Source organism: Streptomyces sp. HUAS ZL42 (genome assembly GCF_040782645.1).
Classification (GTDB): domain Bacteria; phylum Actinomycetota; class Actinomycetes; order Streptomycetales; family Streptomycetaceae; genus Streptomyces.
In genome coordinates, this window is record NZ_CP160403.1 from 990644 (window position 1) to 1005191 (window position 14548).

General features: G+C 68.5%; 12 protein-coding genes and 1 pseudogene. 7 read left to right on the forward strand and 6 right to left on the reverse strand.

Translation table 11 applies throughout. The annotated features are described in order from the left end of the window. The first annotated feature begins 8 nt into the window (after positions 1-8). Positions 9-986 carry an MFS transporter gene (locus ABZO29_RS04735; protein WP_367318849.1) on the forward strand — a complete coding sequence of 326 codons (978 nt, stop codon included), beginning with the start codon at positions 9-11 and terminating at the stop codon, positions 984-986. A 104-nt stretch (positions 987-1090) separates the two neighbouring features. On the opposite strand, the gene ABZO29_RS04740 is transcribed toward ABZO29_RS04735, so the two are convergent. Then, positions 1091-1978, reverse strand: a complete 888-nt coding sequence (locus ABZO29_RS04740; protein WP_367318850.1) for a LysR substrate-binding domain-containing protein — start codon at positions 1976-1978, stop codon at positions 1091-1093. 82 nt (positions 1979-2060) lie between these two features. Here ABZO29_RS04740 and ABZO29_RS04745 point away from each other — a divergent pair, with 82 nt between their 5' ends. Genes ABZO29_RS04745 through ABZO29_RS04755 form a run of 3 tightly spaced genes read left to right on the forward strand, consistent with a single transcriptional unit; the run spans position 2061 to position 4605 of the window. Then, positions 2061-3263 (forward strand): acetyl-CoA C-acyltransferase, encoded by a 1203-nt coding sequence (locus ABZO29_RS04745; RefSeq protein WP_367318851.1) that lies wholly within the window; start codon positions 2061-2063, stop codon positions 3261-3263. Then, a complete protein-coding gene (locus ABZO29_RS04750) occupies positions 3260-3931 on the forward strand; it encodes a 3-oxoacid CoA-transferase subunit A (RefSeq protein WP_367318852.1) in 672 nt (223 codons plus the stop codon). The genes ABZO29_RS04745 and ABZO29_RS04750 overlap by 4 nt, the downstream gene beginning before the upstream one ends. Next, on the forward strand, positions 3928-4605 hold the full coding sequence (locus ABZO29_RS04755; protein WP_367318853.1) for a 3-oxoacid CoA-transferase subunit B: 678 nt from the start codon (positions 3928-3930) through the stop codon (positions 4603-4605). Before ABZO29_RS04750 ends, ABZO29_RS04755 begins: the two co-directional genes overlap by 4 nt. Before the next feature lie 69 nt (positions 4606-4674). Here ABZO29_RS04755 and ABZO29_RS04760 read toward each other — a convergent pair. From ABZO29_RS04760 to ABZO29_RS04770, 3 genes and pseudogenes are all read right to left on the reverse strand, one after another. Next, positions 4675-4782 (reverse strand): annotated as a pseudogene (locus ABZO29_RS04760) (alpha/beta hydrolase); the annotation flags it as partial. Positions 4783-5048: 266 nt separating this feature from the next. Then, entirely contained in the window at positions 5049-5636 is a 588-nt protein-coding gene (locus ABZO29_RS04765) for a substrate-binding domain-containing protein (RefSeq protein WP_367318854.1), read from the reverse strand. A gap of 284 nt (positions 5637-5920) precedes the next feature. Beyond that, a complete protein-coding gene (locus ABZO29_RS04770; protein WP_367318855.1) occupies positions 5921-9283 on the reverse strand; it encodes a discoidin domain-containing protein in 3363 nt (1120 codons plus the stop codon). A 425-nt stretch (positions 9284-9708) separates the two neighbouring features. On the opposite strand from ABZO29_RS04770, the gene ABZO29_RS04775 reads away from it, so the two are divergent. Next, positions 9709-10062 carry a type II toxin-antitoxin system PemK/MazF family toxin gene (locus tag ABZO29_RS04775; RefSeq protein ID WP_367318856.1) on the forward strand — a complete coding sequence of 118 codons (354 nt, stop codon included), beginning with the start codon at positions 9709-9711 and terminating at the stop codon, positions 10060-10062. On the opposite strand, the gene ABZO29_RS04780 is transcribed toward ABZO29_RS04775, so the two are convergent. Further along, entirely contained in the window at positions 10063-11181 is a 1119-nt protein-coding gene (locus tag ABZO29_RS04780) for an IS630 family transposase (RefSeq protein WP_367318857.1), read from the reverse strand. A gap of 484 nt (positions 11182-11665) precedes the next feature. Here ABZO29_RS04780 and ABZO29_RS04785 point away from each other — a divergent pair, with 484 nt between their 5' ends. Further along, on the forward strand, positions 11666-12706 hold the full coding sequence (locus ABZO29_RS04785; protein WP_367318858.1) for a hypothetical protein: 1041 nt from the start codon (positions 11666-11668) through the stop codon (positions 12704-12706). Between the two features lie 115 nt (positions 12707-12821). Here ABZO29_RS04785 and ABZO29_RS04790 read toward each other — a convergent pair whose 3' ends face one another. After that, positions 12822-13466, reverse strand: coding sequence for a TetR/AcrR family transcriptional regulator (locus ABZO29_RS04790; protein WP_367318859.1), 645 nt, complete (start codon positions 13464-13466; stop codon positions 12822-12824). Between the two features lie 259 nt (positions 13467-13725). Here ABZO29_RS04790 and ABZO29_RS04795 point away from each other — a divergent pair, with 259 nt between their 5' ends. Next, positions 13726-14529 carry an SDR family NAD(P)-dependent oxidoreductase gene (locus ABZO29_RS04795; RefSeq protein ID WP_367318860.1) on the forward strand — a complete coding sequence of 268 codons (804 nt, stop codon included), beginning with the start codon at positions 13726-13728 and terminating at the stop codon, positions 14527-14529. Positions 14530-14548: the final 19 nt, after the last annotated feature.

Genomic DNA, 14548 nt, shown 5'->3' on the forward strand with positions numbered 1-14548 from the left:
AGCCGACCGTGAACATCGAGGACCAGCCGGCGTCCGCCCGCGGCCTGCCGATCCTCTTCAGCGGCTTTCCCGAAGGCGGCATCATCGCCGCTTTCGCCGCCATCTTCGCGATTCCGCGCTTCGGCTGGCAGGCGATGTTCCTGATCGGCCTCCTCCCGCTCGTCCTGGTCGTGCCACTCGCCCTCAGGTTCCTGCCCGAGTCGATCGCCTTCCTCGTGGCGAAGCGGCGCCACACCGAGGCGGAGAGGACGGCCGACCGCTGGAACATCGCCCTGGACGAGACGAAGACGGCCGCACCGGAGTCGGGCACACCCCGGTCCGGGGACAGCTCGGGCGGCATGTCGTCGGTCAAGGCCCTTTTCTCGCGCGCCCACGTCGTGGCGACTCTGTGCTTCCTGCTGATGACGTGCCTGTGCCTGTTCATGATCTACGGCTTCAACACCTGGCTTCCGGAGATCATGCATCGCGCCGGCTACTCCTCTGGCTCCGCACTGGGCTTCCTGCTCGTGTTCAACCTCGGGGCCGTCGTCGGCACACTCGCCATCTCTCCGGCAGCCGACCGACTCGGCTCCAAGCCGATCATCACCACGACACTTCTGGTATCCAGCGTGTCAGTGATCCTGCTCAGCCTGCGGCTGCCCACGACGGTGCTGTACGCCGCCGTCGCGTTGGGTGGCGTCGGGGCGATGGGGACGCAGACGTTCGTCCTGGCCCATGTCTCCGAGCACTATCCCGTTCGCATGGGCGCCACGGCGATGGGCTGGACGCTGGGCTTCGGCCGTCCGGGCTCGATGCTCGCCCCGCCGTTGCTCGGGCTCATCATCGGAGCCGGGCCGGCGTTCCAGTGGAACTTCTACGCACTCGCCGTACCCGGCGTCATCGGCGCCGTACTGATCGGGCTGGTTCCCCGCGCACCGGAAACGGAAGCTCGGGCCGAGCACGGGGGTGCGGGCGGGACCGCACGTCCCCTCGCGGAGCAGACGTGAGTCACCGGCGGGCACTCCCTTGACGGACCGTGCGCGAGGGCAGGGGCCTCCTGGCAGCTCGGACTGCGCGACGCACCGAGTGCCCGAAGGCCCTGCTGCCCTGCTCAGCGCCTCACACATTTCTCGATGACCGCCGCGACCTGTTCCGTCGCCGCCGAGCGCCGGCCTGCTCGGCGCGCCAGCCCCAGTTCGACGGTTTCGGCCTCGACGAGCGGCAGGTACGTCACACCGTCGACGCGCAGACTCTGCACCGACTCCGGGACCAGGGCGACGCCATGACCCGCGGCGACGAACACGACCAGAGTCGCCGTCTCGCCGACCTCGACCAGAGCGGAGGGTTCGAAGCCGGCACGGGCGCAAGCCGCAAGGACACGGCCGTGCATGGAGGAACGGTCGCGGGAGGGATGGACGACGATCGGCTCGTCCGCGAGGGCTGCGAGAGGGATCTCGCGGCGGCCCGCCAGCGGATGCCCGGTGGGCAGGACGGCCACCAGGCGTTCGGACCGGAGGGCGGTGACCTCGACGGCGGCGTCCACCGGAGTGCCGCTCCGCAACAGGGCGAGGTCGTAGGTGCCCTGGAGCAGGCCTTCGACCAGCTCGGGGTTCAGCAGCTCGCCGCGCAGCTCCAGGGACACGCCCGGCAGTTGCGCCCGTACCGTACGAGCGATCTGCGGCAGGACGTCGTAGGTGGCGGTTCCGACGAACCCGACGGACACGCGTCCGGCCCGGCCGGTGGCGAGCAGTGCCATCTGGTCCTCCGCCCGCTCCACTTCGGCCAGGATCGACCGCGCGTGGGGGACCAGATGACGGCCGGCCTCGGTGAGCTCCACGCGGCGTGTGGACCGGGTGAAGAGCGGCGTCCCGAGCTGTCGCTCCAGCTGTTTGAGCTGCTGGGAGAGGGCCGACTGGGCCACGTGCAGACGCTGGGCGGCGCGGCCGAAGTGGCGTTCCTCGACGAGAGCGAGGAAGTAGCGGACATGCCGGAGTTCCATGACCACATCTTATCTGTGTCAGTGATTAATCAAGCAGAACTGAATATTGGACGAGAACAATCCCGGAACCTACGTTGGGACCATGGTTGCAAGCTTCGTTTACACCGCAGTGAGAACGCCTTTCGGGCGGTTCGGTGGAGCGCTCGCCGAGGTCCGGCCCGACGACCTCGCCGCCGTCGCCCTCTCAGGAGCCCTGGCCAAGGCGCCGTCGCTGGACCCCGCGCTGATCGAAGACGTGGTCTGGGGCAACGCCAACGGCGCGGGCGAGGACAACCGGAACGTCGGTCGCATGGCGGTCCTTCTGGCGGGGCTGCCGACGTCGGTGCCGGCCACGACCGTCAACCGGCTGTGCGGCTCCTCGCTCGACGCGGCGATCATCGGCTCGCGCGCCGTCGAGAGCGGTGACGCCGACATCGTCCTCACCGGCGGGGTGGAGTCGATGACGCGTGCGCCGTGGGTCCTGCCCAAGCCGTCACGCGCCTTCCCCGCCGGCAACGTGACCGCCGTGTCGACCACCCTGGGATGGCGGCTGGTCAACGAACGCATGCCGAAGGAATGGACCGTCTCCCTGGGCGAGGCGAACGAGCAGCTGGCCGAGCGGTTCACCATCTCCCGGGAGAGACAGGACGAGTTCGCCGCCCGCTCGCACCAGCTCGCGGACGACGCCTGGAACTCCGGTTTCTACGACGACCTGGTGGTTCCCGTCGTACAGGACGGCGAGGCACTGCTCGCCCGCGACGAGGGCATCCGGCCCGGCTCCACGCCGCAGAAGCTGGCCGGCCTCAAGCCGGCGTTCCGCCCCGACGGAGTCATCACCGCCGGGAACGCCTCACCACTGAACGACGGTGCCTCTGCCGTGCTGATCGGCTCGGAGCAGGCGGCGTCCCGCATCGGCCTCGCACCGCTGGCTCGCATAGCGGGCCGCGGTGCATCGGCACTGGAACCGCAGATGTTCGGATTCGCGCCGGTCGAGGCGGCCGAGCGGGCGCTGAAGCGGGCCGGGATCTCCTGGTCGGAGGTGTCGGCGGTCGAACTCAACGAGGCTTTCGCCGTTCAGTCGTTGGCCTGCGTGGATGCCTGGAAGATCGATCCGGCCATCGTGAACGCCAAGGGCGGTGCGATCGCGATCGGCCATCCGCTCGGCGCCTCCGGCGGCCGCATCCTGAGCACCCTCGCCGCCCGGCTGCGCGAGTCGGGGCAGCGGTGGGGCGTCGCCGCGATCTGTATCGGTGTCGGACAGGCCCTGGCGGTCGTCCTGGAGAACGTTGCGGAGCAGGCCCGATGACTGTTCAGGTGTGCGCGGATGCGGACGAGGCCGTGGCGGGGATCAAGGACGGCTCAACGGTGCTGGTCGGAGGGTTCGGCATGGCCGGCATGCCCGTCGAGTTGATCGACGCGCTCATCCGGCAGGGTGCGACCGATCTGACCGTGGTGTCGAACAACGCCGGCAACGGCGACACGGGGCTGGCCGCGCTGCTGGCCAAGGGACGGGTGCGCAGGATCGTGTGCTCCTTCCCCCGCCAGTCCGACTCGTGGGTCTTCGACCGGCTCTACCGCGAGGGTCGGATCGAGCTCGAGGTCGTGCCACAGGGCACCCTCGCCGAACGGATGCGCGCGGCCGGTGCCGGCATCGGTGCGTTCTTCTCGCCCACGGGCGTCGGCACCCCCCTGGCGGAGGGGAAGGAGACCCGGGAGATAAACGGCCGCACCTACGTCCTGGAGTACCCGATCAAGGGTGACGTGGCGCTGATCGGCGCCCACAGAGCCGACCGGATGGGCAACCTCGTCTACCGCAAGACCGCCCGCAACTTCGGACCGGTCATGGCCACCGCCGCGACGACGGTCGTGGCACAGGTCCGCGAGATCGTCGAGATCGGAGAGATCGACCCGGAGGCCGTCGTGACGCCGAGCATCTACGTCGACCGTGTCGTTCAGGCGGGAGCGGCAGCATGAACTCGATTACCGCACTGGTGGAGAACCTCGGCCGGGGGCCGCTGGGCAAGGACGAGATGGCCGCCATGGTGGCGCGCGACATCCCGCACGGCTCCTACGTCAACCTGGGCATCGGCCAGCCGACGCTGGTCGCCGATCACCTGGCGGCGGGATCCGGGGTGGTGCTGCACACCGAGAACGGCATGCTCAACATGGGCCCCGCAGCCAAGCCCGGTCAAGTGGACCCCGATCTCACCAACGCGGGGAAGATCGCGGTCACGGAGCTGCCGGGAGCGGCCTACTTCCATCACGCCGACTCCTTCGCGATGATGCGCGGCGGCCACCTCGACATCTGCGTGCTCGGCGCCTTCCAGGTCTCGGCCGTCGGTGACCTGGCGAACTGGCACACCGGCGCGCCCGACGCGATCCCTGCTGTCGGCGGCGCCATGGACCTCGCGATCGGCGCCAAGAAGGTCTTCGTCATGATGACGCTCTTCGCGAAGGACGGCTCGCCCAAACTGGTGCCGGAATGCAGTTACCCGCTGACCGGGCTGGGGTGCGTCGACCGCGTCTACACCGACCTCGCGACGTTCCGTGTCGGCCCCGAAGGCGCCACGGTGCTCGAAACCTTCGGGATCACCTACGACGAGCTCGTGGCCCGTCTCGACGTACCTCTGGCACCGGCGATCGCATAGAGGAGTCTGCCGCCCGATTTTCCGCATGACGCTCGGCGATCAGTGACTGGGGGAGGCCCCCTCCCCCGGTCACTGATCCAGGAGCCGGCGCAGCCAGCGCAGCCGGGCGGCGCGGGCATCCACGGACAGCGCGGCCCGCGGCACCAGACCGTCGAACCCGTGGTAGCCGCCCGGCCATTCGGTCGTCATGAGCGCGAGCAGGTCGTTGAGCTGCTCCCTCGCCGCTGGGATGCCGTCCGGGACAGCCGTGGTCGGCGCCTGGCCGCCGACTTCCCCAAGCGCGGCGGCCAGCTCCGGATCGAAGGGCGGAGGGGGTGTGGTCATCGGGGCCTCGTCGGGGATCGGTCGTCACACCTGCGTGCGGCCCGCTGTGGAAGTGCGGCGGCATCGCGGAACGGTGGGACCGGGGCAACGTGGTCGTGGAGCGCCGGGCGAAGACGTCCTCATACGTCGACGAGCATTCCGGGGTCCCCCGTCCGGGCACGGCGTACCCCTTCGCAGGGCGGAACAGCCCGTCGGGCGGATTCCCGGACGTGGATCCGAAGCGCGTCCTGGACGGGGTCGCCCGGGATCTCCTTCCCGTCCAGCGTGTCGACGATCCGGCGGGCCAGTCCCCGCGCGATGACGTCGGTGTCGCGGACGACCGTGGTCAGCGGTGGCCGGGCCAGGGCCCCGCCGGGGATGTCGTCGACGCCGATCACGGCGAGGTCGTGCGGCGCGCGCAGCCCGAGGGACGGCAAGGCGCCCAGCACGGCCAGGGCGATGTCGTCGTTGAACGCGCAGATGCCCGTCACCGGCGGGTCGGCGGCGAGCCAGGCCTTCACCGCCTCCGCGGCGCCGTTCGGCTCGAGGGGGACGGTGCGGACCTCCGGTTCCGGGAGGCCGCGTTCGGCGCAGACCTTGCGCACCCCGTCCAGGCGCGGCCGGGCCAGGACACCGAGCCTCGTCAGGTCCGGGTAGGCGTAGCCGAGCCGGCGGTGTGATTCGGCGAGGTGGCGGGCCTGCATCGCGCCGATCGGCTCCTCGGACACCTGGTACTGATCCACATGGCCAACGCCGGCGTCGTCAACGCCACCGGCGATGCCGCCCCCGACGCCTGGCGACGCGTCGTCGCCCTGCTGATCCAGTCCTTGGAGACCCCGGCCCGCGGCCCCCTGCCCGCCTCACCCGAGCACGACGCCCTCCACAGGGCCATGCTCCGCGGGCATCACGTCGCCGGAGCGCGGACCCGAGCAGCTGACCTCCTTGTGGCCGCACCGGTCCATGCCGTCCAGGCGCAAGGTGCCCTGGACGGCATCGACGTAGCCGCGCCCCGTCAGCCGACGCGGATCTCAGCGAGCTGGAGACGGTACTTGGACGTCTCGTCGGAAGCGGGTGCCCCAAGCCTCGTGGCGCGCAGGCGCAGGTAGCGGCCGGTGGCAGAGGTGAGCGTGTACGTCTGGGCGGCTCCACTGGGGTTGCTCTGTCCGGTGACGGTACGGGCGGTGGTGTACGTGCTCGCGCCCTCCGCACGGGTCTGCAGGGCGAAGTCGACGGGGAAGCCGGCCGTGCCGCCCCCGGCCGCCGCAGTGTCGGTGCGCGGGTGAAGGACGACGGAGCCGATGGCCCGGTCGGCGCCCAGGTCGACCTCGATCCACACGGGCGTGCCGCTGACGTCGGCGGAGGAAAAGTCGATGCTGGTGAAGCCCTTGGCGCCGGTCACACTGGTGAGGGTGCCGTCCAGGACCCGGGTCTTGCCCCAGTCACCGTTCTCCAGTGTGTAGTTGCTGGTGACGGTGGTCGCGGCGGTGGGGACGGTGAGTTCGGCGAGCTGGAGGCGGTACTTGGTCGTCTCGTCCGAAGCGGGAGTCCCGAGCCTGGTGGCCTGCACACGGACGTAGCGGGCGGTCGTCGTCCTGAAACCGTACGTCTGCACCAGTCCGCTGGGATTCGGCTGGCCGCTGACGGTACGTACGGTGGTGTAGGTGCTGGATCCGTCGGGGCGGGTCTGGATCGTGAAGTCGACGGGGAAGCCGGCCGTGCCACCGCCCGCTGCCGGGGTGTCGGTGCGCGGGAAAAGGCGCACGGCGTCGAGATCGGTGTCCACGCCCAGGTCGATCTCCACCCACACGGGGTTCGCGCTGACATCGGCGGAGGTGAACTCGTTGCTGGTGTAGCCCCTGGCGCCGGTCACGCTGGTCAGCGTGCCGTCGGTGAGCCGGCTCCGGCCCCAGTTGCTGTTCTCCAGGCTGTTGTTGCTGGAAACGGGCTTGCCCAGGGCGAGGTTGTCGAGACGGCCCGTGCCGGTGGCCGTGAACGTCCAGGTGCCCGGCTGGACCGTGAAGTAGACGTACGAGGAGTCCCTGCTCACGTACGTCAGGCCGCTGACGCTGCCGGTGGCGGAGCCGTTCGTGTAGACGGTGGTGCCGTTGGCGTTGATGACCGGCTGGGCGCCGCCGTAGGTGGGCACACCCACACGAGCGGTCGTCCCGCCCGGCGAGGTGAGCGTCAGAGTCACGTTGCCGCCGTCACGTGTGATGCCGAGGCGGATGTCGCCCTTGACCGTGGGCACGACGGTGTTGATCTTCGTGAGCGTGCCTGTCTGAGGTACGACGTCGTACGTCGTCCAACCCGGCTGCGTGGGACGGACACCGGCGGCGTAGGCGGACAGCGCGTACAGCGGGCCGCCGTTCCATGCATGGTTGTCGGTGCCGTCGGCCTTGGCCCACAGCTCCCACAGCGTGTAGCAGGCGGGGTCGGCGACCTGGGCGGCGTAGCGGTTGCGCATCCGCTCCTCGGCGACGGTGGCCGCGCCCATCAGATACAGCGCCTCGATGACGTAGAACTCCATGTAGGGGCTGGCGTTGAGGTGAGTGCGCAGCACCTCGGTCACCGCGCGGTAGCGGGAGGCGGGAGCCAGGCCCGCGACGACGGCGAGGGCGCCTGCGCGGTCGTCGGTGTCCCTGGTGTAGCCGGGCGAGCGGTACTCGTTCCTGGAGGCGTTCCACAGCACGCGGTCGAAGTTGGCCTTGATGCTGTCGCGCCTGGCCTGCCATCCGGCCGTGTCGCCGCTGTTGCCGCTGAGGTCGGCCAGCTTGGCGGCGGTGTCCAGGGCCAGGTAGTACCAGCAGTTGTCCAGAACGCGGGCGTCGATGTTGCTGCCCCAGTCCTCCCAGTCCCAGTCCCCGGCGCGGTGGTTGACCAGGCCGTCGCTGTCCAGGCTCCACAGGTTCAGGTACTTCTTCACCGCCGGGTAGGCGCCGGTGACGGCGCTCGCGTTGCCGGTGTAGAGGTAGTACGTCCAGAACGACCACACCGAGGCGAGCATCTGCACGGGCAGTTCGGCGGTCCAGATCGTCGCCGGAACCGGTGAGTACAGCGCTCCGCTGTCCTTCTGCCAGGCGGCCAGCTGGGCGATGGCCTTCTTGCCGAGTGCGTGGGAGCGGGTGTCGAAGGTGTAGAAGCCCTCCTTGAGCTGGTTGACGACATCACCCCACCACTGGGCCCGCTCACGGGTGGGGCAGTCCATGTAGTTGTCGCGCATGTTGACGTACATCGTGCGCGCAGCCTTGGTCCACAGGGTGTCCAGGAAAGCGTCACTGCTGCTGAACGAGCCCGCGAAGTCGGTGTCATAGCCCGACTCCCGGTACTTCAGGTCGAGGATGGTGACACCCGCCGGGATCGTGTACCGCACAGCCGTACCGCTCATCCACGCCAGGGGCTCGAACTCCTGGACACCGCCGGTGCAGACGTAGGTGGCGCGCATGTTGTACTGAGTTCCCGGCTCGATCCCGGTCAGACCCGCGCCGTCGTCGTAGTGATCGGTGTGGATGCCGATCACCGCACCGGCCGGCGCGTCCACCTTCAGGAACGGGGTCACCTGGATGTTGGACGGCAAGGTGGCCGAGATCGCGGTGGAGCCCTGACCCGTGGACGGCAGTGAGGCGGCGTTGGTGTAGGACTTCAGACCGGAGTAGCGGAACAGCGGGATCGGCCGCTCGGCGAGGGCGTTCCAGGGCGCGGCGCCTGCGGCACCGTAATCGGTCGGCGCCGTCCAGCCGCCGTCGTTGAAGCCCGGGGAGCGCCAGCCCGACACGACGGCGGCGGCTCGGGCGTCGTAGTAGATGTTCGACTCGGGCAGCCGGAAGTTCACCTGCGTACCGCTGGTGTTGTTCGAGTAGCCCGGGTGGACGGTGTGCTTCCAACTGGTGTCGCTGATCAGCCGGGTGGTCGACGAGCCGACCTGGATGTCGGACTGGAACAGGAGCCCGCCCCTGCCGCTGCTGCTGTGCGAGAAACCCTGCTTGCCGAAGTACCACACCAGCAGGGCCACCGTGTTGCTGCCGCTGGTCAGGTAGGGGGCGAGGTCGATCTCGTCGTAGTAGGTGTCCGTGCGGTTGGGGCCGCGCTTGAGCTGACCGTCGAAGACCACCAGCGTGCCGTTCACCCAGAGCCAGTACTTGGAGTCCGCCGCGATCTGCGTCACGGCCTTGGACGGCGCGGAGCCCAGGGTGAACGATCTGCGGAAAGCCACCCACTGGTTGGTCGTGCTCGACGGCGCCCAGATCCACTTCGCACTCCAGGAGACGGCGGCCGAGGCCGTGGGGGCGAGCCCTGGCACGAGCATCGAACCAAGGGTGGGCGCGAGGGCGACGGCGATGGCGGAACGCAGGGCGGAGCGGCGTGAGATGAGCTGCATCGCGGGACCTTCTGAGGGAGGGGGGGTGGGGTTGAATCGATTCAATTCGATCGATGCAGCGGAGATACTTGACCCTCCACACAATCGCTGTCAATGGCCTGGACACAGGAAACCCACAAGTTTCGTGCCATCGGGTGGGCCCTGAGGCCTCACAACGGTACGGCTCAGTTCAAGCCGAACAGCGACCGGGCGTTGCCGTGCGCTATCCGTCGAGGCTGGTCCGTTGATCTGCGGAACCCATGCTGTCCTCCGCGGTCTTGGAATCCGGCTAGCCTTCCGGCCAGGATCACCTAGTGCTGTGACCGCGAAGGTTCACCGGGTTCGCTGGCCGCTGCGACCGCTGGACTGGTTGGATTACGGCCGACAATGAGGTATTCGGTCCGGGGCGTGCAAGGTTCCCCCGCGATCCTGCGTCGGGAGGGCAGATGCAGCGCGGCGAGGTCTGGTTGGCGGACTTTGACGAGCGGCGGCCGGTAGTACTGCTGTCAGGAGACGAAGCGTCCGGGTTCCGAGCGATGCAGGTCGTCGCTCCTGCGGGGACCGAGATCAGCGGTGTGGCCGTCGAGGTGGCAGTGGGGGCGCCCGAGGGGCTGCCTCTCGAGGGCGTCCTTCGAGTGGCGCTGCCACGTCCCGGTCTTATCCCGTGCACTTGGCTGGTCACGCTGGCCCAGGAAGATCTGACCGAGCAGGTGGGAGTCTTGTCGTCAGCGAAGCTCGGCGAGATCGAGGATGCCCTCCGTGCCGGTGGACTCGAGCAGGCGGCGCACCAGGCTGCTTGATCAGGCAACGAGCGGGGGTCGGCCTCCCCAGCGAAGGCCCTTCTCGCTGCGGATGCGGGCGCGTTCCTTGCGCTGGGCGGCCAGGACGTCAGGGTGGCGCGCATTCTTGTTCCGCCAGCGCAGGAAGGCGTGCAGGGCCCGGGTCTGGATCGAGTGGTTCGGATGATGCGAGTTGGCCAGGGTGAACTGCCGCAGCGGCCCGAAGTGGGCCTCGATGGGGTTCGCCCAGGATGCGTGGGTCGGGGTGAAGCACAGTTCGACCTTGTTCTTTGCCGCCCACCTGCGGATTCTCCAGTTCAGGTGGGCGGAGAGGTTGTCGAGGATCACGTAGATGGGGCCGCCGTCCGGGCGGGTGGCCCGGATCGATCGCAGGGCTGCCCAGGTGTGGTCGATGCCTTTGCGTCTGCGGTTGACGCCCCACAGTTTGTCGTCGCCGACCGAGTAGCAGCCGTGGAAGTAGGTGATCCCGTGGGTGCGGCGGAAGGTGGCCGGCAGCCGGTTCGGTTTGCCCTGCTTGGCCCAGCAGGATCCGGCGACGGGACGGATGCCGAGGGGGCCGAACTCGTCGAACGCGAACGTGCGGTCCGGTCTTTCGTTGATCGCGTACTCGATCCTGGCGAGCTCGGCATCGAAGGCCTGGTCCGGGGACTCCTTCCAGGTCTTCGTGCGCTCGAAGGAGATCCCCCGGCGGGGCAGCAGACAGCGCAGGGCTTCCCGGCCGATCAGCACTGGCCGGGAGACGTTGCGCCGCAGGTGGTCGGCGAGCTTTCGGACCGACCAGCGGGTGAAGGGCTTGCCCAGCAGGGTTGGGCGGGTGGCGGCCGTCTGGATGACGAAGTCCTCGTCGTCACGATTCAGCAGGCGGGGACGGCCTCCCGCCCACCGAGGGTCCAGGCATGCGAGCCCGATCTCGTTGAAGCGGTGGATCACGTCGCGGACGGTGTCCTCATCCGCCTGGACCAACCGCGCGATCACCGGGACCGTGCTGCCGCCGGCCGAGGCCAGCACCATCATCGCCCCCCGAAACCGCACCGAACTGGTGCTGCCCCTCCGAACGATCTGCTGCAGCTTCTGCCCCTCCTGCTCGGTCAGCCCACGGACCCTGACCGGTAACGCCATCCCGCCTCCCCATGCCCACCCGCTGCCACCTCAACGCTCAATCACACTGTCGCGGCTCTGTAGAGAACCTCTGTAGAAGTACCGTAGAAACACGGATGCGGGGCGGGCTCTTGTGGCACAGAGTGGGGCAAGGCCTCGCCGGCGCGACGTGCACAGGCGGGGAAGAATCCGCCCCAGGTGAGGATGGCCGTGCTGTTGGGTTCCCCGTCGAAAGCAGCCTGGCTGAGGTCGGCTGAGGACCAGTCTCCTTCTCTTGAGCGAACGACTCGCCGCCTCACCGACCGCAAGAGGTCGTCGCAGGCTCGCTGTCCCGTTGAGCGCCGGAGCGTTCGAGGGCCGAGTTGACGCGGTCCCGGTCCGACAAGCCGCTCCGCAGTGCTGGTGACGATTCGTGAATAACGCTGATTCCGCCGTCCTGCGCGCATTGCAGGGCAATCACTGGGAAACCCTACCTACGTATCAGACATGGAGATGTACCCCAACCATGACGTCCCCTCAAGCCAGGGCCTTCCCCACGCGCCGGCAGGGCGCACACCTCATCGCGCTCGGTATGGCGGCGGCCGTCATACTCACCGCGTGCCGCTCGGGCTCCGACGAGCGTGCCGCGGTCGGCGATGCCGGAAAGCCAAAGGCCTCCGGTGCCCCCGCACCCACCGGAGTCGTGACCCGCCAACAGGCGGCGGAGATCGTTGACCACTATGAGGCCGTCAACAACAAGGCGAACAAGGTCCGGGACAAGAAGCTGCTGGCCACCGTCGAGGCCGGGCAGACCTACGAGCAGTCGCAGGCCTGCTACGAGCAGTGGAAGGCCTGGTCGGCGAAGGACCAGAAAGAATTCGGAAAAGCGTTCTTCTATAGGGACCGACAGTACTTGATTCCGGCTACCGGTACGGCCACATGGTTCGCGGTCAAGGCCACCAACTCCAACAGCACCGAGCAAGAAGTCCTGATGATCTTCGACAAATTCGGCAGCACCTACAAGATGGTGGCCTCTCTCTACGAGGGAGAGACACCGCTGCCCGAGGTCGCCACCGACAGCCAGGGTTTGGCCACGCCCGTCGACCCGGCCAAGCCCGTCGGAGCGCTTGCCCCCGACCAACTCGCTTTTGCCTATGAGGACTTGCTCGAAACCGGCGGCGCCAGGGAGGGCAAGGGGCTTGCCTCCACCCCGTCCACCGAAAAGGCGCTCCACGACCACAACCAGCGCCTCACGGGCAACCTGGCCCCCTACTCGATCTTGAAGTTCTATGGCATGGAACCGGTGCACAAGGATGTGTACGCGCTGAGGCTCGCCAACGGCGGCGCACTCGCGGTCTTTCCGAGCGCGTACGCCCATGTGCGGATGCTCAAGCCTCAGTACATGAGCAGTTTCCACATCAACCCGACCGAAGCGGAAGCGGTTTACGACCCCGCAGGCCGGGACTCGATCACCAACGAGGACCAGGGCCAGGGCCTCGCAGAGCTCACCCCGACAGGCAAGCCGAAGGTCATCGTCGTGCAGTTCACGATGGTGGACTCCCGCTGATCTGAGAAGGATGCGGATCCGATGAGGGTGTTGTCGCTGGGCTCCGTCGGCGTGACCTCCGCCGTGTCGGACTGACTCCACACCGTCCACCTGGCTCAGGCGAGCGCCGGCTGCCTCAGGCGGCGCCGCCGTGGGTGACCAGCCGCTCCAAGAGCTCTTCCACACCCGCCTGCAGGTCGGCCGGGGCGCTCTCGAGACCGGTCAGGTACCTGAGCAGCGCCTGCTGGAACAGGCCGTCGAAGATCGCGTACGCGACCGCGGAGGACACCGTGACGGGCGAGCCGACGAGTTCCGCGTACTGACTGACGATGCGCCAGATCATCTGTTCCAGGCTCTGATCGATCTCGAGGACGTCGTCGCGGAACGACTCCTCGAACAAGCCCTGGTTGCGAAGGTCGTACCAAAGCCGGTGCATCGTCGCGTCCTCACGCAACGTTCCGGCCATCGCGGCGCCGAAGCCGTGCTTGAGCTCCTCGGCCGAGCCGGCGGTGATGACGATCCGGTCGTACCGCGTGACGCACTCCGCCTTGTACTGCCGCACGCAGTAAGTGATCAGCTCCACCTTGTCGCGGAAGTAGTAGTGCAGGACGCCGTGGGAGAACTCGGAGTTCTGTGCGATCTCACGCAGGCTCGTACGGGCATAGCCGAGCTCCGACAGGGTCTGCAGCGCGGACGCGGCCAGCTGCGCCCGCCGCTCGCCGAACTTGTCGACCTGACGCCGGGAGATCCGATCCTGGTTCTTGCCCACGACCTGGGTCACAGCACCTCTCCCCGCCTGCCTCGGCCCTTACACCCGCCCGCACCGTACGGGCCCCACCAGGTTATCGCGGCCCACGACCGGCACCCAGCAAAATCTTGACAGTCGTCCAAGAAAGTTCTGACGACTGTCCAAGAAAGTCTTGACGAGTGTCAAGACTTCCAGGACGCTGGCGCTGCGTCCCACGGTCCCGGGCTGCTGGTCTGCGGCTGAGCGTGCGGCGCTGTCACGCGGTGCAGTCATCTCAACGAGGAGATGTTCCATGAGTGTGTACGACCTGACCGGACGCAGGGCCCTGGTGACGGGCGGTGCTCGCGGACTGGGTGCGGGGATGGCCGAGGCGCTTGCCCGGGCCGGCGCCGCCGTCGTCATCGGCGACATCCAGGAGGAGCTGGGCAAGGCGACGGCCGATGCGCTGCGGGAGTCCGGCGCCACCGCCGGGTTCGTCTCGCTCGACGTGACCGAGGACGCGAGCTGGGAATCGGCCGTCTCACAGACGATCGCCGAGTTGGGCGGTCTGGACATCGTCGTCAACAACGCCGGAGTCGAGATCTCCGGTCTGGTCGTCGACCTCGACCCCGCCGACGTCCGCCGGATGCTGGACGTGAACGTCCTCGGGACCGCGCTCGGCATCAAGCACGCGTTCCGCGCGATGCGGCCCGGCGGCCCGGCCGGCAACGGCGGTGCGGTCGTCAACATCGCGTCGGTCGCGGCCACCATCGCGTTCCCCGGCATCGCGGGCTACGCCGCGACGAAGTCGGCGGTCGACCGGCTCACCCGGGTGGCCGCGCTGGAATCCGGAAAGCTCGGCTACGGCGTACGCGTCAACTGTGTCTACCCCGGACTGGTACCGACCGAAATGGGCGCCCAACTCGCTGCCGACATGGTGACCCTCGGCCTGTGGCCCAGCGCGGAGGCAGCCGTCGGCGACGTCATCGGCCTGACCCCGCTCGGGCGACTCGGCGAGGTCGCCGACATGGCCGACGCAGTGGTCTTCCTCGCCTCCGACGGCGCCCGCTTCATCACCGGCGCCGGCCTGCCGGTCGACGGCGGCATGGGCATGTGACGGGTCCCTGGATTTCTCC

What these genes read in the sequence shown, in the direction of transcription:
- ABZO29_RS04770 (WP_367318855.1), bottom strand. Translation starts at nt 9,283, where the DNA reads ATGCAGCTCATCTCACGCCGCTCCGCCCTGCGTTCCGCCATCGCCGTC.
- ABZO29_RS04780 (WP_367318857.1), bottom strand. Translation starts at nt 11,181, where the DNA reads ATGGCGTTACCGGTCAGGGTCCGTGGGCTGACCGAGCAGGAGGGGCAG.
- ABZO29_RS04795 (WP_367318860.1), top strand. Translation starts at nt 13,726, where the DNA reads ATGAGTGTGTACGACCTGACCGGACGCAGGGCCCTGGTGACGGGCGGT.
- ABZO29_RS04785 (WP_367318858.1), top strand. Translation starts at nt 11,666, where the DNA reads ATGACGTCCCCTCAAGCCAGGGCCTTCCCCACGCGCCGGCAGGGCGCA.
- ABZO29_RS04755 (WP_367318853.1), top strand. Translation starts at nt 3,928, where the DNA reads ATGAACTCGATTACCGCACTGGTGGAGAACCTCGGCCGGGGGCCGCTG.
- ABZO29_RS04775 (WP_367318856.1), top strand. Translation starts at nt 9,709, where the DNA reads ATGCAGCGCGGCGAGGTCTGGTTGGCGGACTTTGACGAGCGGCGGCCG.
- ABZO29_RS04750 (WP_367318852.1), top strand. Translation starts at nt 3,260, where the DNA reads ATGACTGTTCAGGTGTGCGCGGATGCGGACGAGGCCGTGGCGGGGATC.
- ABZO29_RS04740 (WP_367318850.1), bottom strand. Translation starts at nt 1,978, where the DNA reads ATGGAACTCCGGCATGTCCGCTACTTCCTCGCTCTCGTCGAGGAACGC.
- ABZO29_RS04745 (WP_367318851.1), top strand. Translation starts at nt 2,061, where the DNA reads ATGGTTGCAAGCTTCGTTTACACCGCAGTGAGAACGCCTTTCGGGCGG.